Consider the following 22,508-nt stretch of genomic DNA (forward strand, 5'->3'; position numbering starts at 1 on the left):
GTGTCATTTTACTACTCTTTAGTTTAGAGCACTTTGCTGGGCTCTTTCTCTTTTGTATCTGTTGTACTCAAAATATCATCAATAGAGCTAGCCTCTGCGCCAAAATCATATTTGTGTGCTTGATCGTTGACACCAAGTTCTGCAACCCAGTCTATATCTTCTACTTTTTCTTCCAGCACATAAGCACTGCCATCGTAATTCACTCGCTTACCAGGATAAACATAAGCCTTGACCAAATATTTAATCATACTTTTTTGATTCAAGTTCGGATGTACATATGGAGCAATATTTTTTTCGTGGTATGCTGGCAACAAGCTCCAATGCAACGATGGACGGTCGTGATGAGCGCCGTGGTAACCATTGTTAAACAAAAAGAAGTTTAGCAACCCACCATGAAAAGAGCGGGAATGGTTATATTTATCATCCATATCACAGCCATCGTGTTGCCATAAATTCGTTCCTACAATACCCCAAGCAGCATAAATATGTGGTCCCCAAATGAAGATTACCGCTGCAGGGAAATTGACGAACAATAACCCAATACGAACAACATTTACTATAATCATTTCTGCCAACCACTGATTGTACCACTCTCTTTTGTCATTTTTCATTTTTGCTACAAACTTTTTCTCCGCTTTTAGCAAGTCAGGCGTTACTATGAAAAAGAAGAATAATTGATTAAGAAAATGCCATTTGAAACGTGCTTTGGACGTTCGCATATTATCTTTGGCAGTTTGTGTTTCTTTGTGATGACTAAAGTTGTGGCCAGGAACATAGGCACTTACAGAATATCCATACGCTAAACTCAATACAAACTGAAAGAGTTTGTTATGCGATTTCTTATGAAAAATAGGAGCATGGATGGTATTGTGGACAATAACGGCACAGGTAAAAGACAGGAAAGCTGTAAGGATTACCCAAGGTACTACAACACCCCATGTACGAAATTCAGGATATTGCCAGTAAACCCAAAAACCTGCATAAGCGATTATATAATAAAGGGCAACAAATACTAAAGTTCGGTAGTCTGCCTTGTAACGCAAAATAGATGAACTACTCATAACATAATTGATTTTTGTTTGTTACATTAGTTCGCTAAAAAACTAAGCTCACGCAGTGTAGCAAGTAACATAAGGGAGCTATTAGCGGACTATGATTGTTAATAACTAGCTAGCAAACAATACTAGTGTGCTTAATCTAGGCAACAAAAATAAAACTAAAAAATCAGAATAGCTAGTATTTATACAACAAAAGCAAATCTATAACTTATCATAAAAGGAATTCTGTTTTTGAGTATCATTGGCAATTTTTTAAGAACATTTGTTTTGGTAAAAAACTAGTTTAAAGACATTTTTTTCTTTTGAGACGATGCTCTGTTCTTGGCAATAATGTTATTATAATAAATTCCTAATCCAACAAAAGCGACGGCAAATAATTTAAGTAAAATTGGCGCAGAAGCATAGGTAATAAACGTGTATAAATAAACAGGAAAGATAAACAATCTAATGAAAGAGAATGAAAAGAAGAAAATTTCATTTAATTGATGCTCTAAAGTATTCCAATTCATGTTTTTGGCAACTATTTTAGCATAATGAGTAAATGTTATTTCTCCCAAAAAAATGGTCAAAATTAAATCTTGTCCAAAGGTTTGAGTAACTAAAGAATACAATAAAGCCCCCATACAAATTACGTGATGAGTAATCTCTGAAGTGATGTTTTTTGCCAAAATAATAAAGATAATATGGCAAGTAAAAAAGCTCAAAGCAATGTGTATCATAATATCAGTAGCAACAGTATTATTGCCTCCCAAACTGTACTCGGAAGTTAATATAAGAGGACTAACGATTGTTGTTAGGAGCGCAAAAATAAGTCCTTGAATGGCATTGGCTGTATTATAAGAACCTTTGTTTTTGCCAGTATTTTGAATGTTCTTTTTATTAAAAAAGAAGATGATCATAAATTGAGGCAAAAATAATGACAAGAAAAGCAAGCTGTTGAAACCCATGATCGTTTGTATTTGTATTTTGTTTTTATTTTGAAGTCGAAGTTGTGGAAAATATCCCCCAAAAAAGTTTATTTTTAATTCATAGATTTATTTTTGGTAAGTGTAGTGTTTTGATTTGTAGTTCTTATAGTTCTGTTTGGAGATGAAATATGAAAAGAAACTATGTTGGAGTTGTTTGGATGTTCTCAAAGGAGCGTAAAAATTGTAGAAACGAAGGAACAACTACGAGGTAACCATAAGTAAATGTGTTGAGGCAATTCCATTTCATGAAATAAAAATACTGGTTTATGGCTACCACAAAGAGAATTAATTTGATATCAAGTCCTCGAAACTTATCAACAGCACTCATGTATTCTTTTGCACAACGAGCAGATACCAAAGTTGTTGATGAGCCATTATATGCCTATTATCTTTCTTGTACGGACATTGACCATCCTGGTCGAGCAGCTGTATTAAGTAGCCAAAGTCAAAACTCTCAAGAAGTTGTTCAAAAAATTATTTTTGGAAATTATGTAGAACCCATTTTGTTTATAAAAAATATGACAAGTCATATTAAGGAGATGGACGAAGGATTTTTAGAGCAACTGTGGAATATAATTTACATTCGAAATCCTAAGCAAATTATAGCTTCTTATGCACAGGTAGTTGAAATGCCACAAGCATCAGAAATAGCAACCATTCGACAATATGAGCTTTTTGAGCAACTCAGATCAAAAGGGAAACAACCTATTGTACTAGATTCTAGTGCTTTATTGGTGAATCCTAGACTGGCATTGCAGAAGCTTTGTACTGCTTGTGAAATTCCTTTTTATGAAGAGATGTTAACTTGGGATGCGGGACCGATTCCCGAAGATGGTGTCTGGGCAAAATATTGGTATGCTAACGTACATCAAACAACAGGATTTAAAAAGCAAAAAACAAGCGACCGAGTATTGCCTCCTCATCTAATTCCCTTATACGAAGAATTAAAACCTTACTACGACAAAATGTATGCACATGCTATTCGTGTAGAGTGATAATAACCTTGTAAATAGTTCCTAAAAGAGTATTCTATTCACTTCTAAAACAAGAAATATATGTTACAAAAACTCAATCCCAAAAATAAAGACATTCAAGTTTATGTAAAAGATGGCTTGTATCCTAGAGCAGATGCTAAAGTTTCTGTTTTTGATAGCTCTGTACAAGGAGGAGATGCGGTCTGGGAAGGTTTGAGAGTTTATCAAGGGGGGATTTTTTGTTTGGATCGGCATTTAGATCGGTTGCATACTTCTGCCAAAACATTGGCATTTGTAGATATTCCGTCCAAAGCTGTTATTAAGAAAGCCATCTTTGATACCTTAGAAGCCAATGGAATGAAGGATGATGTGCATATTCGTTTAACTTTGACAAGAGGGGAAAAAATTACTTCTGGAATGGATCCTCGATTGAATCAATATGGTTCTTGTTTGATTGTATTAGCTGAATGGAAGCCACTGGTTTATGATAATAAGAATGGAATTAAAATTATCACAGCACACATACAACGTAACTCTCCACGTCATTTGGACTCTAAAATTCATCATGCCAATTTATTGAACAATATCCTAGCAAAAATACAAGCGAATGTAGCTGGAGCAGATGCCGCTCTAATGTTAGATGCTTATGGATTTGTGGCAGAATTAAATGGTACCAATATTTTTATGGTTAAAAATGGATGTCTTTATACGCCTCACGCAGATGCCTGTTTGCATGGAATAACAAGAGGACTAATTATTGAAATTGCGCATGAAGCGGGGATACCAATTGTAGAGAAAAATCTTTCTCTGACAGAATTTTATGGTGCTGATGAAGTTTTTTGTACTGGAACTATGGGAGAGTTGACTCCGATTGTGGTGATTGATGGGAGAGTAATTGAAAATAAAAGCGACAATCAGATTTTAGAAAAATTGAAAAGGCTATTTGAAGCAAAAATACCTGTGTATAGTGAAAAACTCCCTTTTTAGTATATAACTATTGGATCAATAGCTCGGTTCGCAGGGAGTAACAAAACTAACTAAAAGCGCAGCGCTCACGAAAAACTACTATTTGATTGTTACGACAGTTTATTCTATAGAATTTTTTACAATTTCTTATCAATGAAACCGTATTTAGAAATTAATGAAGAAGTAAGCAATGCTATTCAAAAAAATCAACCTGTAGTAGCATTAGAGTCTACCATTATTTCGCATGGAATGCCTTTTCCTCAGAACCTAGAAACGGCTATGGAAGTAGAGCGTTTGGTTCGAAAGAATGGAGCTGTTCCTGCTACCGTTGCCATTATGGATGGCATGTTCAAAGTAGGGTTGACAAAATCCGAAATTGAATATTTGGGACAAAAAGGGCAAGCTGTTGTTAAGGCTAGTCGAAGAGATATTCCTTATTTGATCTCTCAAGGAATAGATGGAGCAACAACAGTTGCGTCGACGATGATAGCGGCAAAAATGGCTGGTATTGAGGTTTTTGCCACTGGTGGTATAGGAGGTGTGCATCGTGGTGCCGCCACTTCTTTTGATGTTTCTGCTGATTTGCAAGAACTAGCAAAAACAAATGTAGCAGTAGTTTGCGCTGGAATCAAGGCTATTTTGGATTTAGGATTGACGTTAGAATATTTGGAGACGCATGGAGTGCCTGTTGTGGGGTATCGAACCCAAGAATTGCCTGCTTTTTATACTCAAAAAAGTGGCTTTGCTGTGGACTATCAACTGGATCACCCGACTACTATAGCTGATTTTTTAGAAACAAAGTGGCGCATGGGGCTAGATGGAGGTGTCGTTATTGCCAATCCTATTCCCAAAGAAAAAGAGCTAGACTACGATTATATGATGCAAAATATTGAATTAGCAATAGAAGAAGCCAAGCAGTTGGGAATTAAAGGAAAAGAGAATACCCCATTTCTACTAGCAAAGGTGAAAGCATTGACCGAAGGGAGAAGTTTAGCGTCGAATATAGAGTTGGTTTATAACAATGCTCAGTTGGCAGCTCAGATAGCTGTGGCTTTATGTCATAAAAAAAAATGACGCCCCTAAGAGCAAAGTTTAGGAGCGTCTGAAAATGATATTTTGATTTAACTTTCTTCTGTGCCAATGTATTTGCTGAGCATCTGCTCGGTCTTAGCATTTTCTATTTTTTTGACATAATCTTCACTCTCTTGCTTGTCTCTAACCACTTTTGCCAATACAAAACAAGATGAAATACTGAATAGATAGGTCATTCCAATAAAGGCTTTTTGATAGATATCCATTTGTAGATAAATTAGCCCAATGACCATTCCAATGAAAGAAACGCCAAAAGAAATCCAGGCTAAGGTTGAGAATGCTTGTGTATTTGAATTTTGATACTTGGTTGACATAATTTGAGTTGTTTTGTATAACCAACGTTTGTGATACACGACTCTAGTGTGTGGGGTGTTAGTTATTGTAAATGAACAATATAAATTTGTATTTAACCATAGAGTCAAGATTAGAGCCTATGCTCGTTTTCTAAACCACTATACAAACTACAGAAAGAGCCCAATTTGTTCCTAGGTGTCAAAACTTTAGCATTTCTTAACATATAAACAATCAAAGTGTTAAGTAAGAATTCCGCACTATTACTCAGCATTTTGTCAATCTTTTGAATTTAGATTCATCAAATCTACAGCAATTCTCGGTTTGTTTATTTTTTAATATGTTTTTTGTGATGAAATTAATAATAGGCTAACTATCATTTGTTTACAATTTATTTGCTTGTTGGGTGTTATGGAAAATTATTGCATGAGGGCTTTGCCGTTGTTATGACATATGGCTAAGTTTTCGTGATTTTTTATAGTTGCGACCGAAGGGAAGCAACCCGAAGGACCTCTGGCATTATAAAAAATAGAAAACCCGAAGGCTCACGCAGTAAAAGAACAAAAAAACAGCATTTTTAGCTATCATATTAAACTTTTTACAAACCGAGAATAACTGTCAAATCTAGTACAAAATATAATTTAAGCTAATGACGTTACTATAAAAAAATGGCGATTTTCATAGACGAAAATCACCATTTGTAGAGTTATTATTAGAGTTGAAAATTGCTATCTAAGCATTCTGATCTTGCAAAATCAACAAAGGCAAATCAGACTTCAAAGCAACTTGTTGACTGACGCTACTATGGAACAAGTTCTCAAACCAGCCACGCTGTCTAGAGACTAAGCACAGGACACTATTTCCTTTTTCATGTGCAAATGTGAGAATACTTTCCAAAATTTGGTCAGATTGAATTTTTGTGTAATTAAAAGGAACAGCCAAGCCATTTAAATATTCTTTGATGGTTGGATCAATGTCAGTATGAATTTGTTGATTAGACACATGCACCAACTCTATATTGAGGTTAGATTTTTGAGCAATGTCAATCATTGGATTCAACGTATTTAGGACAGACATAGTCAAGGCATCAACAGCAACAACAATATTCTTAATATCAGAATAGTGCGTATCTCTAGGAATTGCCAAAACAGGGAATTGGGTATGTTTGATTAGCTTACTCGCTGTACTTCCCATGACCTGTTTGCTAAGGTTTGATGCACCTAAGGTACCCATAATAATTAAGTCGGCATCAATTCTTTCCGCTTCGCTTTCAATCATTTCTACTGGATACCCTTTTTTACAACGTCCTTTTATATCCAAATCAAAAGAAATACTTTCTTGGGTTGCTTTAACAAAAGCTGCCATTTCTTTTTCTCTGTCCTCCTTGACGACACGATTAATGCTGCCCAAATGACCAGCAGGGGCACTTGTGTTGTAAGTATGTACCAGACGCAATTTTGCATTGAATTTGTTTGCTAGAGCCAAGGCAAAGTCTAATGCTTTGTCTGCATTTTCAGAAAAGTCAGTGGGGACAAGAATTTTTTTCATAAAATAGAATTTTTAAAGATTGGATATGTGGAAGTTGTTTAAGCAAATATAAAATAAATGTAGACGAATAAAAATGATTATTCTCATAAAAATAGGTATTTTTAATCATCAGCATCCGCTATTTCCAATCTTGTACACATTATGGCAGACGAGTATTCTAACAAAGACATTTTATTTGTTCATTCTAATCAAAATGTAGATAAAATTCCTGACTATATCCAGGAAAACGCAGCTTGGGTTTGTAACTTGGATTTAAGTTATAACAAGATAGAAGATTTAGGCGAGTGTATCACTCAATTTAACAAATTGCGGCATTTAGATCTATCGCACAACAAGTTACAACAGTTGCCTTCCAACTTTAAAGCATTACAAAATTTAGAAACACTCAATCTTGCCAATAATCAACTCAACTCATTTCCAATCGTTTTGACTCAGTTGCCCCAACTTAAAACACTTAATTTAAAAGGCAATGGCTTACAAACATTGCCAATAGAAATAGAGCAATTACAAAACTTAGAACAGTTAGAGTTGGGCTTCAATCCTTTAGAAAAACTGCCCTCTACATTCGCTAAGCTCAAAAAACTAAAAAATTTGAGTTGTACCAATAATCGTTTTGAGACTTTCCCCGAAGTATTGTTAGAAATGGAACAACTACAAAAAGTGAAGCAATTGGATTTGGAGTTCCGCTTAAAACTACCCACCCGTCGCTTAGATTTATTTTTTAAAGTATTGAGGCATCTAACGAAGCAAAAAGCAACCTTGAAAACTAAAAAAGCTGCTTTTGAAATATTGTTTACAGAAACTTGTTTGCAAAGTCGGGCAGATGTACTCCCTCTATTATTAGTCAATTACGTTACCTTTTCTCAAGTCGTAAGAACATACATCACTACAACGTATTCCAAACCATTAAAAGAAGAAAGTAACATTAGCATTTTAGGAACAACAGAATGGATGGATATAGAGAGTTTAGATAATCCAAACATCTTGTTCAATCAAATAGCACCTACGACAACACATGTGGTCTTAGGAAGGACGATCACCAAACAACTCTTAGAACTCTTGCACGACGATTTATTTTTTGTATCAGAAAAAGAAGCATTAGCCTTTTTATCTCCGAAGCAGCCTGCCGATTGGTTGGCAGAACATCGTCAAAAATTACTGGAATTATTGCAGAGCAATCAAAATGAGAATATTGCTTTGGCACTCCAATTATCTAAAGACAACGCTTTGTTAGACAATATGCTGACCGATTTATTAATGGCTTATACTGCTGTTGATGCGGGCAATAGTCGCCTCAGAAATGCTATTAAAGAGGCTTTTTATCGTAGAATTCCTAATTTTGAACAGCTGACGCTGCCTAGTGCTTCATTTCAGTTTTATACACCCAGTAAAACAGAGCATGTTATTTTTCAAGGGATCAAAAATATTACCAATCAAACAGAGGCGTGGGATGGTTTGAAGATAGCGCATCGTTTGTTTCAGCAGTATGGAGTGGCTTATACTTATATTTTAGAATATAGTAACGAAGAAGATGAAAAAAAATGGTTGGAGCAATTTTTAAAAGAAGATACGATTACATTGAGTATCTTGCCGAAATTAAATCGACTGCCTAAATCTATTCGTTATTTTAAGACCATTCGTCGACTTAATTTACGATCTTGCAACTTTCGGCAATTTCCTGACGTTGATTTATTGTTGCAATTGCCTAACTTAGAGGAAATAGACTTGCGTGACAATCCAATTTCCTTTGTGCCAAGAGATTTATTCGAATTAATATCAGATTATAGAATATTTCTGTCAAAATAAACATACAAAGTAGCACTATTGCGTGGTATGGATTATTATAATGATGCTCTAACTACTACAGATAAAAAACAGTAAAAATTAGAAATAATGAGTGTTTTACAAACCAACGGACTGACTAAAATTTACAACAAAACCCTACGTGCTGTTGATAACTTAAACCTTACCATAGAAAAAGGCAACATTTATGGAATTTTAGGTCCTAATGGTAGTGGAAAAACAACAACATTGGGAATGGTGCTAGGAATTATTCATCCTACAAACGGTCAATATACTTGGTTTGATGAAGCACCTTCTGCCAAAACTCGTCAGCGGATAGGCGCTATATTAGAAACGCCTAATTTTTATCCTTATATGAATGCGCAGAAAAATTTAGAAATTGTAGCGCACATCAAACATGCTGATCCAAAGCAAATTCCTGCTTTAATAGAATTGGTGGGACTACAAGGACGTGTCGATTCTCCATTTACGGCTTATTCTTTGGGAATGAAACAGCGTTTGGCCATTGCTGGGGCACTAATTGGCGATCCAGAGGTCTTAATTTTTGATGAGCCAACGAATGGCTTAGATCCACAAGGAATTGTCGAAGTACGTAACTTGTTGATTGAAATAGGAACAAGGGGCAAGACCATTTTATTGGCAAGTCATATTATTGATGAAGTAGAAAAAGTTTGTAATCATGTTGCTATCCTAAAATATGGCGACCTTATCGCTGCGGGGAGTGTGTCAGAGATTTTGGGAGGCGAACCGATTATTGAAGTAAGTGCCCCTGATTTGGAACAACTAAAAAACACGCTGTCAGAGTTTAACTTTGTAACAGATATAAAAGAAGACGGTCCTATCTTAGCGTTGAAAATGTCTTCAGAGACAACAGCAACAGATCTCAATACGGCTCTGTTTAACAAAGGAGTTGTGTTAAGTCATCTACATGTACGCAAAAAAAGCTTAGAAGCAGAGTTTTTGGAACGTACTTCTTAACGTTACATTAGGAGCATTGTGTTAACTCTTTATAGTTTTTGATGGCTAGCTGATTAAAGGGCAATAAATACATTATATTAGGATCTAAAACGCAAATCTTTGACATTCAGTTGCAATTTGGATTTCCCTTTAAAGCTATTTTCCTCAATAACATAACACATTTCAAATGGTTTTTTGGCTTGAAGGTCGTGAATATATTCTCCCAAACCAAAGGCAATTCCTTCCATTGTTGTTCCTTTTTCTTCTTGAACAACTAATTTGAGATGACGGTTTTTTAATAATTTGGAATAACCTGTATCTTTGAGATGTTTCGAAGAAAATACAGGACGCATATTTTGCGGACCAAAAGGAGCAAATTGTTGCAGTAGTTGCCAAAATTTATCATTAATAGCAGAGAAGGACAAGGTAGCATCAATGTATTGAGTAGCTTGTTCTTGTAAGGGATGGATATTTTGAGCAACAATCCGTTGAAAACGTTGCGTGAACTCTTCTAAGTTAGAGGGTTTTAAACTAAGTCCCGCAGCATATTGATGACCACCATAGTTGACCAATAAATCTTCGCATTGAGCAATAGCTTGATAAATGTCAAATCCTTGTATAGAACGGGCAGAACCAACAATGCGACCGTTGGAGGCGGTGAAAACAATCGTTGGTTTGTGAAACTGATCTACCATTTTGGAAGCAACAATCCCAACAACGCCTTTGTGCCAGTTTTCTTTGAATAAAACAATTGCTTTTTTCTCTGCAAAAATAATGTCATCTTGTACAGTTTGCTTGGCTTCTACCACCATATTCCATTCAATATCCCTACGTTCTTGGTTGATCGCTAGCAATTCTTTAGCTAGTTTTTTTGCTGATTCTTCCTCTTGTGCAATCAATAAATCGACAGCTTTGCTAGCATGCACTAACCGACCTGCTGCATTGAGTAAAGGACCCAATCCAAAAACAACATCTCTAACAGAATAAGTATTGGTTTTACCTAATAAATCCATTAATGTTTTTAAACCCAATCTAGGATTTTCGTTTAGCTGCTGCAATCCATAAAAACTTAATACTCTATTTTCTCCTGTTAATGGTACAAAATCACAGGCTAGGCTGATCGCTACCAAGTCAAGAATAGGCTTTACTTCTTGCTCAAATGATATATTGTAAAGCTGTGCAAACCCTTCAATTAATTTGAAGCCAATGGCACAACCACTCAATTCTTTGTACGGATACGGGCAGTCCTTTTGTTTGGGATTGAGAATGGCATAGGCCTGAGGCAATTCTTCGCTAGGCAAATGATGATCACAAACAATCACATCAATTTGTTTTTGATTGGCAAACTGAATGGCTTCATGGGCTTTGATACCACAATCTAAAGCGATAATCAAGGTACATTGATGTGTGGCAGCGTATTCGATCCCTTTGATAGAAATGCCGTAGCCTTCTTTGTAACGGTCTGGTAGGTATCGGTGTAGGTGTGGGTGATATTTAGAAAAAAAACGATACAGCAGAGCAACGGAACTAGTTCCATCTACATCGTAGTCGCCATAAATTAGAATGGGTTCTTTTTTGATAATGGCTTGTCCTATTCGTTGGATTGCGTCTTCCATTCCCTTCATTAAAAAAGGATCGTGTAAATGACTCAATTGAGGGCGAAAGAATTTCTTGGCGGCATCAAAATTGTTGATGCCTCTTTGGACTAGTAATTGACAAAAGATAGGGTGAATTTTTAATTGCTGGTGTAGTTCTGTAGCTTCGGTAACATCATATTCTGTAAATTCCCAGCGTTTTTGCATAGTTCTTGAGGTGTTCTTGGTATAATTAGGAGATTGTTAACTAGAATTTAATCCTTAGAAAGTAGTTGAAGTCCTAAGAATCGATTATTTTGTATTGAAAAAATAAAAAAGCCAATCGACAAAAAAGACTAACCGTTGATAGCTTACGGATCTCATGATAAGATTGTTGCCAAAAGGAACTAAAATATTTGAGAGAAAGTCCTTAGTTGGTGGCATGAAGTGTAACTTCAAATTTACAATAAAGAACCATAAAAAATAACTCAATGCGCATCATAGTATTTATTTTTATTCTTTTGCTAGGGAATAATGTTTGGGGGCAAGAAGACACAGCAGCAGTTCAAGCAAGCCCTGAACAACGCCAAAAACGATTGGAAAATGCAGAAGCAAACTTGACACTAGGTTTGAAAGATCATGATGGCGCTCCTCGAAATAACAATGGGATTCGAGTCGTTTTCTATAATGCAGAGAATTTATTTTTTCCAGAAGACGATAGTACCAAAAGAGACGATGACTTTACCAAAGGTGGTCTTAAAAGGTGGACTTACAATCGCTATCAACAAAAATTGAATAATATTTATAAGGTGATGATGGCAGTTGGAGGTTGGGAACCACCAGCAGTGGTGGGATTTTGTGAATTAGAACACAAAAAGGTATTAGAGGATTTGATTAATAAAACGCCTCTCAAAAAGTTTGGCTACGAAATTGTTCACGAAGAATCGCCAGACCGAAGAGGCATTGATGTTGGTTTTATTTACCGCCCAAGCAAATTTAAGTACCTTGATCATGAGGCTATTCGAGTCGATTTTCCTTTTGATAAAAATCTAAAAACAAGGGATGTATTGCACGTGCGTGGACAAGTCTTAGGCAGAGATACCTTGAGTGTGTTTGTCAATCACTGGCCATCGAGATGGGGAGGACAAGCCAAAAGCGAGCCTAAAAGGGTTTATGTAGCGTCTTTGGTTCGTCAAAAAATAGATGCTTTGTACGAAACAAACCCTAATGTCAAGGTTGTGGTAATGGGGGATATGAATGACCATGCGAATAATAAAAGCTTGATAGAAGTTTTAAAAGCAAAAGGGGATAAAGAAGCCGTTCAAAAGGGCGATTTGTTCAATTATATGGAGGGCTTGGGCAAAAACTGGCAATTGGGCTCTCACAAATACCAAGGACATTGGGGAACATTGGACCACATCATCGTGTCTGAACCTTTGTTGAACGAAAAAAGAAGAGGATTTTTGAGGGCATCAGATGGTGGTGCTCATATTTTTGCTGCTCGGTTCTTGTTAGAAGAAGATATTAAATATTTAGGTTTGCAGCCTTTTAGAACATACGCTGGTCCTCGTTTTATAGGTGGTTTTAGCGACCATTTGCCAATCTATATAGATTTAATGTATACAACTGGATTAGAAGAAGATGAGGCAGTAGAAGAAGAGGATGTAGAGGAGTAATTGTCAACAGCCATGCAGTAGCAGTGTAGCGACTAACTGATCGTTAAGTAAGCTTGTATTGGTAGCTCAAAGAAACTGCTCACAACGAGAGGGAGCAAATAACTATGTATATTAATGACCAATCGCCCTAACCATGATAAATAAAAATACACCTGCTAATTACTGGATAAACTTTCTTCTGGGAGTTGTCTTTCTAATAATTATAGGGCTATCGACTTACAAGATGGCTTCGATTGCATTTCCTTATATTGTACCACCTTTTCCAACAGACATTGATTTTTTGGCTTCCAAGCAATGGGTTGTAGACGAATGGCATTGGTTAGCGGCATTTTATATTCATATTACCAGTGCCGTTTTGGTTATTGCAGCAGGGCTAACCCAGTTTTCAAAAAAATTAATGTTTCAATATCCGAAATGGCATCGGTTGATAGGAAAACTCTACGTATTTTTGATATTGTTTGTTGCTGGACCATCTGGCTTTGTAATGGCTTTTTATGGTAATGGTGGTTTTTGGGCACGTTGCGCATTTGTGCTACAAGCGATCATATGGTGGTGGCTTACTTTTAGAGCTTATCAAACAATACGAAGAGGAGCCTTAGAAGCTCACGGACGATATATGATTCGGAGTTATGCGATGACACTTTCAGCCATCTCATTAAGAGCTGCAACTTATTTGGTTTCAGACTGGAAATTGAGGAATGGCATTATTTGCCCAAATAGTACATATAGTTTACTCTGTTATCCTGATTTTTATATCCTCGTAGCGTGGCTAAGTTGGGTCGTGAATCTAGTTATCGCAGAATTTTTGATTTGGATAGGGCTTGTAAAATATTATTTTAGAGCTTCTCGCAACTAGTCTGGTTTTTCCTTGTTATATAGCAACATAGTTGTATTGATAGAATTTTTCTGAAGGACTACTTAGTAGCTTATTAATAAAATAATGAAAAAGCCTAGTTCTAGTTTATACTGTTTGATGGTGCTGTTAATACTAAGTATAACAGCTTGTAGTTATTTGCCTGAAGCAGTAGTGTCAATCGATGGTGTTCAGATTAAGGAAACGCCAAATTATATTAGTTTATATCCTACCAATGCAACTCTATCTAAGACAGGAGTGCTCTTTTATCCAGGAGGATTGGTAGATCCTCATGCTTACAGAAACACGTTTCAAGATTTGGTGCTAGATGGTTATCCAATTATTATTGTTAAAACATCTGCAAATTTGGCTATTCTAAATGGAAATAAGGCAGCAGCTTGCAAAAACGTATTTCCTAGCGTAGAACAATGGATTTTGAGCGGACATTCTCTAGGAGGTGCCGTTGCTTGTATAGATATTAATAATAATCCTTCAGAATATGTTGGACTGGTATTAATGGCGTCCTATCCTAGCAAAAGTGCGAGCTTGTCAGATTGGAATGGGGCTGTCTTGTCACTTTTTGGAGAACACGATGGTTTGGCAACTCCTAAGACAATTCAAGAGAATGAATATTTATTGCCATCGGGGAATATAATAGAACGTTTGGTAGATATGCCTTTAAATTCAACTAGAGGGCAAACGATTTACCATCAAATAGATGGCGGTAATCATGCTCAATTTGGAAGTTATGGAAAACAAGATAAAGACGGGATAGCAAGAATAAGCTCTAAAGAACAGCAAGAAGAAGTCTTAGAGTATATAAGAGCTTTTTTAAATGCAAATAATTGGTAATCATGCGATATATAGTTATAGTAGGACTGTTTTTTTTTCTATGGCACCCTACCTCCAAAGCTCAACAGCTGTCCTTAAAATCCCTTTCTTTTTTGGGAATTGCAAGCAATGTTGGAGGAGAATATTATTATAATGGAGGTGGTCTAGAATTGGCTTATCAACATAATGTATGGAAGGGGAGAGTCTTAACTGGGCTTGAGTATAGAATGATTAATTGGGGAAATCAAATAGGGCTTAATTTAGGCTATAATCTGCCTTTTTGGACTAAAGGGGCGTGGCGAGCTTCGACAAGTATTCAAGCTCAAATTGGCTGGGCATTGTTTTATCAAAAAAGTCTACTAGTTTTTGGGGTAGAATGCATTCCTGAAATAGAATGGCATTCAAAGAAAGCTTTTTTTGCTACAGTAGCCTTGGGAATTCGATACACCAATTGTCCTACTTATCAAAACTATGGACAGATTACGCAGACCGTTGATTTGCCCATTAAAATAGGTTTGGGGTTTTATTTGTGTAATAACACAACTCGTTGATACGATCGTAATATAGTGTACGCCGCTTAGAATATAAACTTCTACGAATCTCACTGAAAGTGCCTTGTAGATTATTTCTTTAACAAGAAAAACAAGAATAGATGAAATTTTTAATGGTATGCTTAGGAAATATATGCCGTTCTCCATTAGCCGAGGGGATTTTAAAGCAGAAGATTGAAGCAGAAGGATTGAACTGGGAAGTAGACTCGGCAGGAACAAGTGGGTATCATAATGGAGAATTGCCCGATGCTCGTTCTATTGCAATTGCAGCAGAACATGGTTTGGATATTTCCGATCAAAGATCAAGGAAGTTGACAGTTCAAGACTTGGAGAATTTTGATATAATTTATGTCATGGATAGTAGTAATTACAACGATGTGATGAACCTATGTCAAACAACCATTCAAAAATCAAAAGTAAGTTTGATTATGAATATGGTGTTACCAGAGAGAAACGTAGCCGTTCCTGATCCATATTGGGAGGACAGTGGCTTCAAAAAGGTTTACCTAATGTTGGAAGAAGCCTGTTCTGAAGTTGTCAAACGTTACCAAAAAGAAGCCTAAATATAAAAATGCCAATTGGGAAGATTAAACTTAATAAGTGCTGTCTTCCCAATTGGCAACATAAAATATAGCTGAGGCGATGTTACATCCCACCACTAGTATTAATTGTTTCTCCTGTAATATAACTAGACATATCAGAAGCGAGGAAGATCGCTACATTGGCAATTTCCTCTGTTGTTCCAAGACGTTTGAGAGATGTTGTTTGAATCATATGATCCTTTACTTTCTCATCTAGCTCATCTGTCATATCAGTTGCGATAAACCCAGGAGCAATGGCATTGCATCGTATATTTCTAGAGCCTACTTCTTGGGCAATCGATTTAGTAAAACCTATCATACCAGCCTTTGAAGCAGCATAGTTAGCTTGTCCAGCATTCCCCTTTAGTCCTACAATAGAAGATATGTTAATGATAGAGCCACCACGAGCTTTTAGCATAGGACGCATGATACACTTCGTGAAATTATAAATAGACTTTAGATTGTTGTTCATAACGTCATCCCAGTTATCCTCTGTCATACGCATTAATAAATTGTCACGAGTGACACCAGCGTTATTGACTAGGATATCAATAGTCCCAAATTCTTTTATCACATCAGCAATCAATCCTTGTGTTTGCTCAAAAGAACTAGCATCTGAAGCAAAAGCTTTGATAGTCGTACCATATGTGGAAGCTTCTTCAACTAATTGATTGGCTTGTTCAGAAGAGGAACGGTACGTAAAAGCTACGTGTGCGCCTTGTTCTGCAAATTTTTTGACCATTGTTGCGCCAATTCCTCTTGAGCCACCAGTGATGAGGGCTATTTTGTTTTCCAAAAGTTTCATAAACTTGAAAAAGATTGATTTTAAAAAAAATGTAGGACAGAAATAGATGCCTACAAAGGTGTTAATATGTATTGGTATGGATGCATCAAAATTGTACGATGCATAGGTTTTCTATATGTATGATTCTAATTTAGGCTGAAACCCTCATACGCATATAAAAAAAATCTCAACTTTACCTTGTAGATTGTTTTACAAGCGCAATATTAGTTAAAAAAGCTGAACTCTCTTAACAAATGCTTAAAAGGTTTGAATCAATTTGCTCATATTTCTAAGGTCTTGCTAATCATATAAAAGCTCAAAATGGGGGGAGAATGTCTTCTAATTTGCCAAATATTTAGACGAACGATTGCTTAGAGAACCACTAGTTTTGTTATCTTTACACAAAATCAGAAGTTATGAAATTTAAAATGCCAATATCTATTTCGGATATAGCAGAATTGATAGATGCTAAAGTTATCGGAGATCCTAAGATCAAAGTTACTTTTTTGAGTGAAATTCATAAGGTAGAGAAAGGAAGCTTGATGTTTGTAGATAATGAGAAGTATTATAATCAAGCAATTTACTCTGCTGCAACAGCTATTATTATAGACAAAGAATTAGAGTGCCCAGAAGGCAAAGCCTTGTTGATTGTTGAAAAGCCATTTGAAGCTTATAATCAACTCGCCCTACACTTTAGTCCTTTTGTGCCTGTTTCCCAATTTATTAGCCCAACGGCTATTATAGGAGAAAATACTATTTTGGAGCCTGGTGTTGTTGTCGGAAACCATGTGACGATTGGAGACAATTGCTTAATTCGAGCCAACACAGTACTTTTAGACAATACTAAGATCGGTAATAATGTAATTGTACATGCCAACGCATCTATTGGAAACGATGCCTTCTACATGAATAGACAAAAGGACAAATCTTATAATCGCTGGCATTCCATTGGTCGAGTTATTATCGAAGATAATGTTGAAATTGGTGCAGGGTGTACGATTGACAAAGGTGTTTCTGGAGATACAGTGATTGGAGAAGGAACAAAAATTGACAATTTAGTACATGTAGGACATGGTGTCCGTATTGGTAAGCATTGCTTGCTAGCTGCCCAAGTTGGAATTGCAGGCAAAACTATTATCCAAGATCATGTTACTATTTATGGTCAAGTGGGTATTTCTAAGTCCTTAGTAGTTGGTGAAGGAGCAACGATCCTAGCCAAAACAGGAGTGTCAAAATCTATTCCAGGTGGAAGCAACAAAGAGTATATTGGTATTCCCGCAGGAGAGTCTCGCACCAAATTTAGAGAAATAATTGCTTTGCGTCAGTTGCCTGAAATAGCTAAGAAGGTGAATGAAATATACGAAGCGTTATTTAAAAATAAGAAAAAGGAGTAAGAGTAAATTACGCAGTAGCAGCGTTATCAGAACGAGAAGAAAATAAACAAAACAGATAAAAGGCTCACTTAAAAATCATTAGATAATTACTTTACAGAGCTGATAGGGTTCTTATTTAATGGAAATAGACTCGAAGTGTTATTCAATAGGGACAAACTTTCTTATATTGGAATTGTCTGACAAATGTTATTCTCTATATGGAGAATAATTTATAACTTTATAAGGTATAGGGAGGTTCTTTGCCCTCAATTTTTGGTATATGGTAATACGAACTATATAAAAACTGGCAAAGATTTTGAATTATCCTATTTATTCTTGAATCCTTCGATTAATTAATTACTAAAAAAATCAATTTAAATGAAACGTATTGCGCACCTTTTTAGTATAGTGGCTGTTGGCTGTTTAATGTTTATGTCTACGTCTATTTCGGCTCAAACCTCTATCAATGGCAAAAATTGTATCGGTACTTGGAAAACAATAGATGATGAAACAGGGAGAACGAAATCTCATGTAGAAATCTATAAAAAAGGAAGTAAATATTACGCCAAAATAGTTAAATTATTGGATGAGCAAACTCTCAAGGATAGTGGGGAAAAAAGCTTTGAAGATATCAAATGTACCAAATGTCCTGCTGATCGTGGTCAAGGAAAACCTTTGTATGGTTTGGAAATTATTTGGGACATGGAAGAAGCATCCGATAAGTGGAAAGGAGGAAGCATCATGGATCCTAAAAAAGGAAAAGTATATACCTGTACGATGTGGATGGATGATTCAGATAGTTCTGGAGACAAATTATCTGTACGTGGTTGGGTTGGCTTTTTCTACCGCACGCAAACTTGGCATCGTGTAAAATAAATTCAATCAGATTGAAAGAATAAGGATGGAGTTCTACTTTTGTAGGACTCCATTTTTAGTTTAAATAAGAGACCTATTGTTATTTACTTTTATTGCTAACCTAGCCAACTTGAAAGAGACCAACTAAGAGTACGTTAAGAACCATTTTGACAAATAAAAAAAGCTGCTTGTAGAACGAAACAACAAGCAGCTTTTAAAAAATAAGTATCTTTTATTTTTTCTAAACGATTATAAATCCAAGAACAACGTAATTGGATCTTCTAACAGTTGTTTTACTTTTACTAAGAACGTAACAGAAGTACTGCCATCAATAATTCTATGATCGTAAGACAAGGCTAAATACATCATAGGGCGAATTTTTACCTCCCCATCAATAGCCATTGGACGTTGTTGGATAGTATGCATACCCAAAATAGCAGACTGAGGTTCATTGATAATTGGTGTACTCATCATGGAACCAAATACGCCACCATTGGTAATGGTAAAGGTACCACCTTGCATTTCTTGAAGGGTTAAATTACCTTCACGAGCTTTTTTAGCCAATCCTTTGATTGCGCCCTCAATTTCTGCAAAATTCAACGACTCTACATTTTTAACAGGAGGAACGACCAAACCTGTTGGTGTAGAGATAGCAATAGAAATATCAACAAAGTCATGATAAATAATAGATTTACCATCTGCATCAATTTGAGCATTAACGTCAGGCATTTCCATCAAAACCTTAGCACAAGCTTTGGCAAACAAAGACATAAAACCTAATTTGATACCATAGCGTTCTACAAATTTGTCTTGATATTTTTTGCGCAGTGCCATGATTTCAGTTAGATCAACCTCGTTAAAGGTTGTTAGCATCGCTGTATTGTTTTTGGCAGACACCAAACGTTTGGCGATTGTACGGCGCATACGACTCATTTTTTCGGTACGCTGTGCACGGCTAAACGCTGCATTTTGTGTAGGTGTTGTTGCTGCCTTTTCTTCTTTCTTAGCAGGAGCATTCGACTTATTGTTAATTGCCTTTTGAACGTCGTCTTGAGTAATGCGTCCATCTTTGCCTGTTGCCGTAATATCTGCTGCTTTTAAGTTGTGCTCATTCATTAGTTTTTGAGCAGTAGGAGAAGGATGCCCACTAGCATAAGAATTAGTAGATTCCTCTTTGGCAGGTTCTTCCTTGGCAGGAGCTTCTTCTTTAGGAGTTTCAACAGGAGCTTCCGTTTTGTTAGAAGAGGTATCTTGACCAGCAGCACTGGTATCAATCTTTGCAAATACATCTCCGATAGCGATATCGTCACCTTCTTGAGCAACCCAAATTAATTTTCCTGCTTTTTCGGCAGGAACTTCTACGGTTGCTTTATCCGATTCGAATTCACAAATAATTTCGTCTAATTCTACGTAAGCACCGTCTTCTTTGACCCAAGAAGAAAGTGTTACTTCTGTGATGGACTCACCAATAACTGGAACTACGAGTTCTATGATACTCATGCTGTATAATGATAATTGTAATTATCAAACCCAATCCCTTTGGGTGATGAATTTAATAATTTTATTAAAAAGTATATTTTGAATACAAAAAGTAATTGTAATTACTCTATACTACAAAAATTGTCAAAAAAAGTTAGAAAAAGAAATAGAATCAAGGCATTATTTTACTTTTGTGTTAAGCTTTTTTCATTTGGAAGCATTCAACGAAGATTTTTGGATGATAAAACAACTTTGTGTGCCAGCTTTTAAACACCAAACAAAAGACAAATGTGTAGAATAACAGGTTTTTGGGATTTGAATTATGACCATACTTACCCACTTCAAGATACCCTAATTTCGATGCGAGATAGCTTGCAACATGGAGGACCTGATAGTGCAGGAGCGTATATTAATGGTGATATAGGTTTGGGATTTGGACACCGTCGACTGTCTATTTTAGATTTGAGTCCAGCAGGTCAACAGCCCATGTTTTGGGAAGAATGGGTGATCGTATTCAATGGAGAAATCTATAATTTTATGGAAATCCGTAAAAAGTTGGAGTTAGAAGGCTTCCAATTTGAAACGGGGACAGATACAGAAGTTATCCTAAAAGCTTTTAAAGCATGGGGAAAAAAAATGGTTCATGAATTTAGAGGATTCTTTGCTTTTGCCCTTTTTAATCAGAAAACAAATCAATTAACTGTTTGTAGAGATCGAGTTGGAGTCAAACCCTTGTTCTGGTATTGGAAAGATGGCTTGTTTTTGTTTGCCTCCGAGTTAAAAGCATTTCATCAGCATCCTAAATTTGATAAAACAATTGATCAAAAAGCAGTATCGTTATATTTGCAACAAGGATACATTCCCTACCCACATTGTATATTTGAGTATGCTCACAAACTACCCGCAGGAGCTTATTTGGAGTTAGATACGCAGCAACAAATAAAAATAGAAAAATACTGGAATGTACAGGAAGTCTACGCCAATACGTCGATTAGTACTGCGTCAGAAGCTGAACTCGAAGAGGAATTAGAGCATTTATTAACAGAAAGCTTTGAGTTGAGAATGGTCGCAGATGTTCCTGTTGGTGCTTTTTTGAGCGGAGGTATTGATTCTTCAACAGTAACGGCGTTACTTCAAAAGAAACAAGGGCGGCAATTGAAAACTTTTACAATTGGTTTTCATGACAAAGAATACAACGAAGCACAGCATGCAAAAGCAGTAGCAACGCATTTAGGGACAGAACATCATGAACTATACTGTACCGAAAAAGACTTTGAACAAGTCATTCCATTATTGCCCGAAATGTATGATGAACCTTTTGGCGATAGTTCAAGTATTCCAACCTATTTGGTATCAAAAATGGCCAGAGAACAGGTCACTGTCAGCTTATCGTCTGATGGAGGAGATGAAATATTTGGTGGATATACAAAGTACGAGATTACACAAAATTTCTACCCCAAAATTCAGCGCTTGCCAAGTTTACTGCGTTCGACCTTAAAAGGGGTAAGTGCAGGGGTTAATCCACTTTGGCTAGAGCAAAATAGTTCGAAAATTCCTATTCTAAAGAATTATAAAAATGTAAGTAATAAATTTCCCAAACTAGTGAATGCATTGGGAGCCAAAGATACCTTAGACTTTTTTAACATTTCATCGACGTACATTGCTCAGAAAGATTTGATACGCCTTCATGGTGCTTATCAAAATCGCTATGCAACCAACTTGGAAATAGAAGCACAACGATTGATTTCCTATTTGGGAATGGTAGATATAGATACCTACTTAGAAGGCGATATTATGACCAAAGTAGATCGTGCAACCATGGCTGTTGCATTGGAGGGGCGAGACCCTTTTTTGGATCATAAAATCATTGAATTTGCCATGCAGCTGCCTGATAATCTAAAGATTAAAGGAAAGGATACTAAATATTTATTGCGAAAAATATTATACAAGCATGTGCCTCAGGAGTTGATTGAACGTCCTAAACAAGGATTTTCCATTCCTATCCAAAAATGGCTGTTGAGTTCTTTAAAGGAGCCTTTGTTAAGTATTAAATCCGATCAAGCATTTTTGACTACTTTTCAATTAAACAAAAATGAAATACAGCGGATTATTGATAACTTTATCCAACAGAAAACATATATCAATCCCCATTTTATATGGTTTTTATACACCCTACATCAATGGTATTTGCGTTGGATAAAAAATGAAAAGGTTTAAAACTGTTAATGTCAAGTAAGTAAAGTTAGGAGAGAGGAGAGGCTAGCCAGTCCTTTTTATTGGGTTTGGTATTTGAT

The 22,508-nt window shown here is 36.1% G+C and carries 20 protein-coding genes; 13 read left to right on the forward strand and 7 right to left on the reverse strand.

The annotated features are described in order from the left end of the window. Positions 1–23 precede the first annotated feature (23 nt). Both QP953_RS03825 and QP953_RS03830 read right to left on the reverse strand, forming a co-directional pair. Positions 24–1,061, reverse strand: a complete 1,038-nt coding sequence (locus QP953_RS03825) for a fatty acid desaturase (RefSeq protein ID WP_063833049.1) — start codon at positions 1,059–1,061, stop codon at positions 24–26. Between the two features lie 275 nt (positions 1,062–1,336). Next, positions 1,337–2,005 (reverse strand): hypothetical protein, encoded by a 669-nt coding sequence (locus QP953_RS03830; protein ID WP_309554024.1) that lies wholly within the window; start codon positions 2,003–2,005, stop codon positions 1,337–1,339. Between the two features lie 287 nt (positions 2,006–2,292). Between QP953_RS03830 and QP953_RS03835 the strand changes: the two genes are divergently transcribed. From QP953_RS03835 to QP953_RS03845, 3 genes are all read left to right on the forward strand, one after another. Beyond that, positions 2,293–3,021: a hypothetical protein gene (locus QP953_RS03835; RefSeq protein ID WP_052595013.1), complete on the forward strand. Its 729-nt coding sequence runs from the start codon at positions 2,293–2,295 to the stop codon at positions 3,019–3,021. Positions 3,022–3,081: 60 nt separating this feature from the next. After that, positions 3,082–3,987, forward strand: a complete 906-nt coding sequence (locus QP953_RS03840) for an aminotransferase class IV (protein ID WP_309554025.1) — start codon at positions 3,082–3,084, stop codon at positions 3,985–3,987. 132 nt (positions 3,988–4,119) lie between these two features. Continuing rightward, positions 4,120–5,040: a pseudouridine-5'-phosphate glycosidase gene (locus QP953_RS03845; protein ID WP_309554026.1), complete on the forward strand. Its 921-nt coding sequence runs from the start codon at positions 4,120–4,122 to the stop codon at positions 5,038–5,040. A 47-nt stretch (positions 5,041–5,087) separates the two neighbouring features. On the opposite strand, the gene QP953_RS03850 is transcribed toward QP953_RS03845, so the two are convergent. Both QP953_RS03850 and QP953_RS03855 read right to left on the reverse strand, forming a co-directional pair. Then, positions 5,088–5,372, reverse strand: a complete 285-nt coding sequence (locus QP953_RS03850; protein WP_052595007.1) for a YiaA/YiaB family inner membrane protein — start codon at positions 5,370–5,372, stop codon at positions 5,088–5,090. Between the two features lie 709 nt (positions 5,373–6,081). Beyond that, positions 6,082–6,897, reverse strand: coding sequence for a universal stress protein (locus QP953_RS03855; protein ID WP_052595005.1), 816 nt, complete (start codon positions 6,895–6,897; stop codon positions 6,082–6,084). A 141-nt stretch (positions 6,898–7,038) separates the two neighbouring features. Between QP953_RS03855 and QP953_RS03860 the strand changes: the two genes are divergently transcribed. After that, the gene (locus QP953_RS03860) at positions 7,039–8,703 is read left to right on the forward strand and encodes a leucine-rich repeat domain-containing protein (protein WP_309554027.1); all 1,665 of its coding nucleotides are present in this window, start codon (positions 7,039–7,041) and stop codon (positions 8,701–8,703) included. A gap of 87 nt (positions 8,704–8,790) precedes the next feature. After that, on the forward strand, positions 8,791–9,678 hold the full coding sequence (locus QP953_RS03865; protein ID WP_063833048.1) for an ABC transporter ATP-binding protein: 888 nt from the start codon (positions 8,791–8,793) through the stop codon (positions 9,676–9,678). Positions 9,679–9,755: 77 nt separating this feature from the next. Here the strand turns inward: QP953_RS03865 and recJ are convergent, their stop codons facing one another. Then, positions 9,756–11,459, reverse strand: coding sequence for a single-stranded-DNA-specific exonuclease RecJ (gene recJ / locus QP953_RS03870; protein ID WP_309554028.1), 1,704 nt, complete (start codon positions 11,457–11,459; stop codon positions 9,756–9,758). A 263-nt stretch (positions 11,460–11,722) separates the two neighbouring features. Here recJ and QP953_RS03875 point away from each other — a divergent pair, with 263 nt between their 5' ends. From QP953_RS03875 to QP953_RS03895, 5 genes are all read left to right on the forward strand, one after another. Beyond that, on the forward strand, positions 11,723–12,907 hold the full coding sequence (locus QP953_RS03875) for an endonuclease (RefSeq protein WP_309554030.1): 1,185 nt from the start codon (positions 11,723–11,725) through the stop codon (positions 12,905–12,907). Between the two features lie 133 nt (positions 12,908–13,040). Continuing rightward, entirely contained in the window at positions 13,041–13,763 is a 723-nt protein-coding gene (locus QP953_RS03880; RefSeq protein ID WP_309554031.1) for a DUF2306 domain-containing protein, read from the forward strand. An 84-nt stretch (positions 13,764–13,847) separates the two neighbouring features. Next, positions 13,848–14,612, forward strand: coding sequence for an alpha/beta hydrolase (locus QP953_RS03885; protein ID WP_309554032.1), 765 nt, complete (start codon positions 13,848–13,850; stop codon positions 14,610–14,612). Positions 14,613–14,614: 2 nt separating this feature from the next. After that, positions 14,615–15,142, forward strand: coding sequence for a hypothetical protein (locus QP953_RS03890; protein ID WP_309554033.1), 528 nt, complete (start codon positions 14,615–14,617; stop codon positions 15,140–15,142). Positions 15,143–15,243: 101 nt separating this feature from the next. Beyond that, positions 15,244–15,705, forward strand: coding sequence for a low molecular weight protein-tyrosine-phosphatase (locus tag QP953_RS03895; protein WP_052594990.1), 462 nt, complete (start codon positions 15,244–15,246; stop codon positions 15,703–15,705). Positions 15,706–15,787: 82 nt separating this feature from the next. On the opposite strand, the gene fabG is transcribed toward QP953_RS03895, so the two are convergent. Next, a complete protein-coding gene (gene fabG, locus QP953_RS03900) occupies positions 15,788–16,528 on the reverse strand; it encodes a 3-oxoacyl-[acyl-carrier-protein] reductase (RefSeq protein ID WP_052594988.1) in 741 nt (246 codons plus the stop codon). 395 nt (positions 16,529–16,923) lie between these two features. On the opposite strand from fabG, the gene QP953_RS03905 reads away from it, so the two are divergent. Then, positions 16,924–17,901: a UDP-3-O-(3-hydroxymyristoyl)glucosamine N-acyltransferase gene (locus tag QP953_RS03905; protein WP_309554035.1), complete on the forward strand. Its 978-nt coding sequence runs from the start codon at positions 16,924–16,926 to the stop codon at positions 17,899–17,901. Positions 17,902–18,258: 357 nt separating this feature from the next. Next, the gene (locus QP953_RS03910) at positions 18,259–18,756 is read left to right on the forward strand and encodes a DUF2147 domain-containing protein (protein ID WP_052594984.1); all 498 of its coding nucleotides are present in this window, start codon (positions 18,259–18,261) and stop codon (positions 18,754–18,756) included. 228 nt (positions 18,757–18,984) lie between these two features. On the opposite strand, the gene odhB is transcribed toward QP953_RS03910, so the two are convergent. Then, complete coding sequence (gene odhB, locus QP953_RS03915) at positions 18,985–20,235, reverse strand: 2-oxoglutarate dehydrogenase complex dihydrolipoyllysine-residue succinyltransferase (RefSeq protein WP_309554037.1); 1,251 nt, start codon at positions 20,233–20,235, stop codon at positions 18,985–18,987. A gap of 267 nt (positions 20,236–20,502) precedes the next feature. Here odhB and asnB point away from each other — a divergent pair, with 267 nt between their 5' ends. Continuing rightward, entirely contained in the window at positions 20,503–22,431 is a 1,929-nt protein-coding gene (asnB, locus tag QP953_RS03920) for an asparagine synthase (glutamine-hydrolyzing) (RefSeq protein ID WP_309554038.1), read from the forward strand. Positions 22,432–22,508: the final 77 nt, after the last annotated feature.

Source organism: Aureispira sp. CCB-E (assembly GCF_031326345.1).
Lineage (GTDB): Bacteria > Bacteroidota > Bacteroidia > Chitinophagales > Saprospiraceae > Aureispira.

What these genes read in the sequence shown, in the direction of transcription:
- recJ (WP_309554028.1), bottom strand. Translation starts at nt 11,459, where the DNA reads ATGCAAAAACGCTGGGAATTTACAGAATATGATGTTACCGAAGCTACA.
- QP953_RS03865 (WP_063833048.1), top strand. Translation starts at nt 8,791, where the DNA reads ATGAGTGTTTTACAAACCAACGGACTGACTAAAATTTACAACAAAACC.
- QP953_RS03840 (WP_309554025.1), top strand. Translation starts at nt 3,082, where the DNA reads ATGTTACAAAAACTCAATCCCAAAAATAAAGACATTCAAGTTTATGTA.
- QP953_RS03830 (WP_309554024.1), bottom strand. Translation starts at nt 2,005, where the DNA reads ATGGGTTTCAACAGCTTGCTTTTCTTGTCATTATTTTTGCCTCAATTT.
- QP953_RS03835 (WP_052595013.1), top strand. Translation starts at nt 2,293, where the DNA reads ATGGCTACCACAAAGAGAATTAATTTGATATCAAGTCCTCGAAACTTA.
- QP953_RS03845 (WP_309554026.1), top strand. Translation starts at nt 4,120, where the DNA reads ATGAAACCGTATTTAGAAATTAATGAAGAAGTAAGCAATGCTATTCAA.
- QP953_RS03875 (WP_309554030.1), top strand. Translation starts at nt 11,723, where the DNA reads ATGCGCATCATAGTATTTATTTTTATTCTTTTGCTAGGGAATAATGTT.
- asnB (WP_309554038.1), top strand. Translation starts at nt 20,503, where the DNA reads ATGTGTAGAATAACAGGTTTTTGGGATTTGAATTATGACCATACTTAC.
- QP953_RS03895 (WP_052594990.1), top strand. Translation starts at nt 15,244, where the DNA reads ATGAAATTTTTAATGGTATGCTTAGGAAATATATGCCGTTCTCCATTA.
- QP953_RS03860 (WP_309554027.1), top strand. Translation starts at nt 7,039, where the DNA reads ATGGCAGACGAGTATTCTAACAAAGACATTTTATTTGTTCATTCTAAT.
- odhB (WP_309554037.1), bottom strand. Translation starts at nt 20,235, where the DNA reads ATGAGTATCATAGAACTCGTAGTTCCAGTTATTGGTGAGTCCATCACA.
- fabG (WP_052594988.1), bottom strand. Translation starts at nt 16,528, where the DNA reads ATGAAACTTTTGGAAAACAAAATAGCCCTCATCACTGGTGGCTCAAGA.
- QP953_RS03880 (WP_309554031.1), top strand. Translation starts at nt 13,041, where the DNA reads ATGATAAATAAAAATACACCTGCTAATTACTGGATAAACTTTCTTCTG.
- QP953_RS03905 (WP_309554035.1), top strand. Translation starts at nt 16,924, where the DNA reads ATGAAATTTAAAATGCCAATATCTATTTCGGATATAGCAGAATTGATA.
- QP953_RS03855 (WP_052595005.1), bottom strand. Translation starts at nt 6,897, where the DNA reads ATGAAAAAAATTCTTGTCCCCACTGACTTTTCTGAAAATGCAGACAAA.
- QP953_RS03850 (WP_052595007.1), bottom strand. Translation starts at nt 5,372, where the DNA reads ATGTCAACCAAGTATCAAAATTCAAATACACAAGCATTCTCAACCTTA.
- QP953_RS03885 (WP_309554032.1), top strand. Translation starts at nt 13,848, where the DNA reads ATGAAAAAGCCTAGTTCTAGTTTATACTGTTTGATGGTGCTGTTAATA.
- QP953_RS03825 (WP_063833049.1), bottom strand. Translation starts at nt 1,061, where the DNA reads ATGAGTAGTTCATCTATTTTGCGTTACAAGGCAGACTACCGAACTTTA.
- QP953_RS03910 (WP_052594984.1), top strand. Translation starts at nt 18,259, where the DNA reads ATGAAACGTATTGCGCACCTTTTTAGTATAGTGGCTGTTGGCTGTTTA.
- QP953_RS03890 (WP_309554033.1), top strand. Translation starts at nt 14,615, where the DNA reads ATGCGATATATAGTTATAGTAGGACTGTTTTTTTTTCTATGGCACCCT.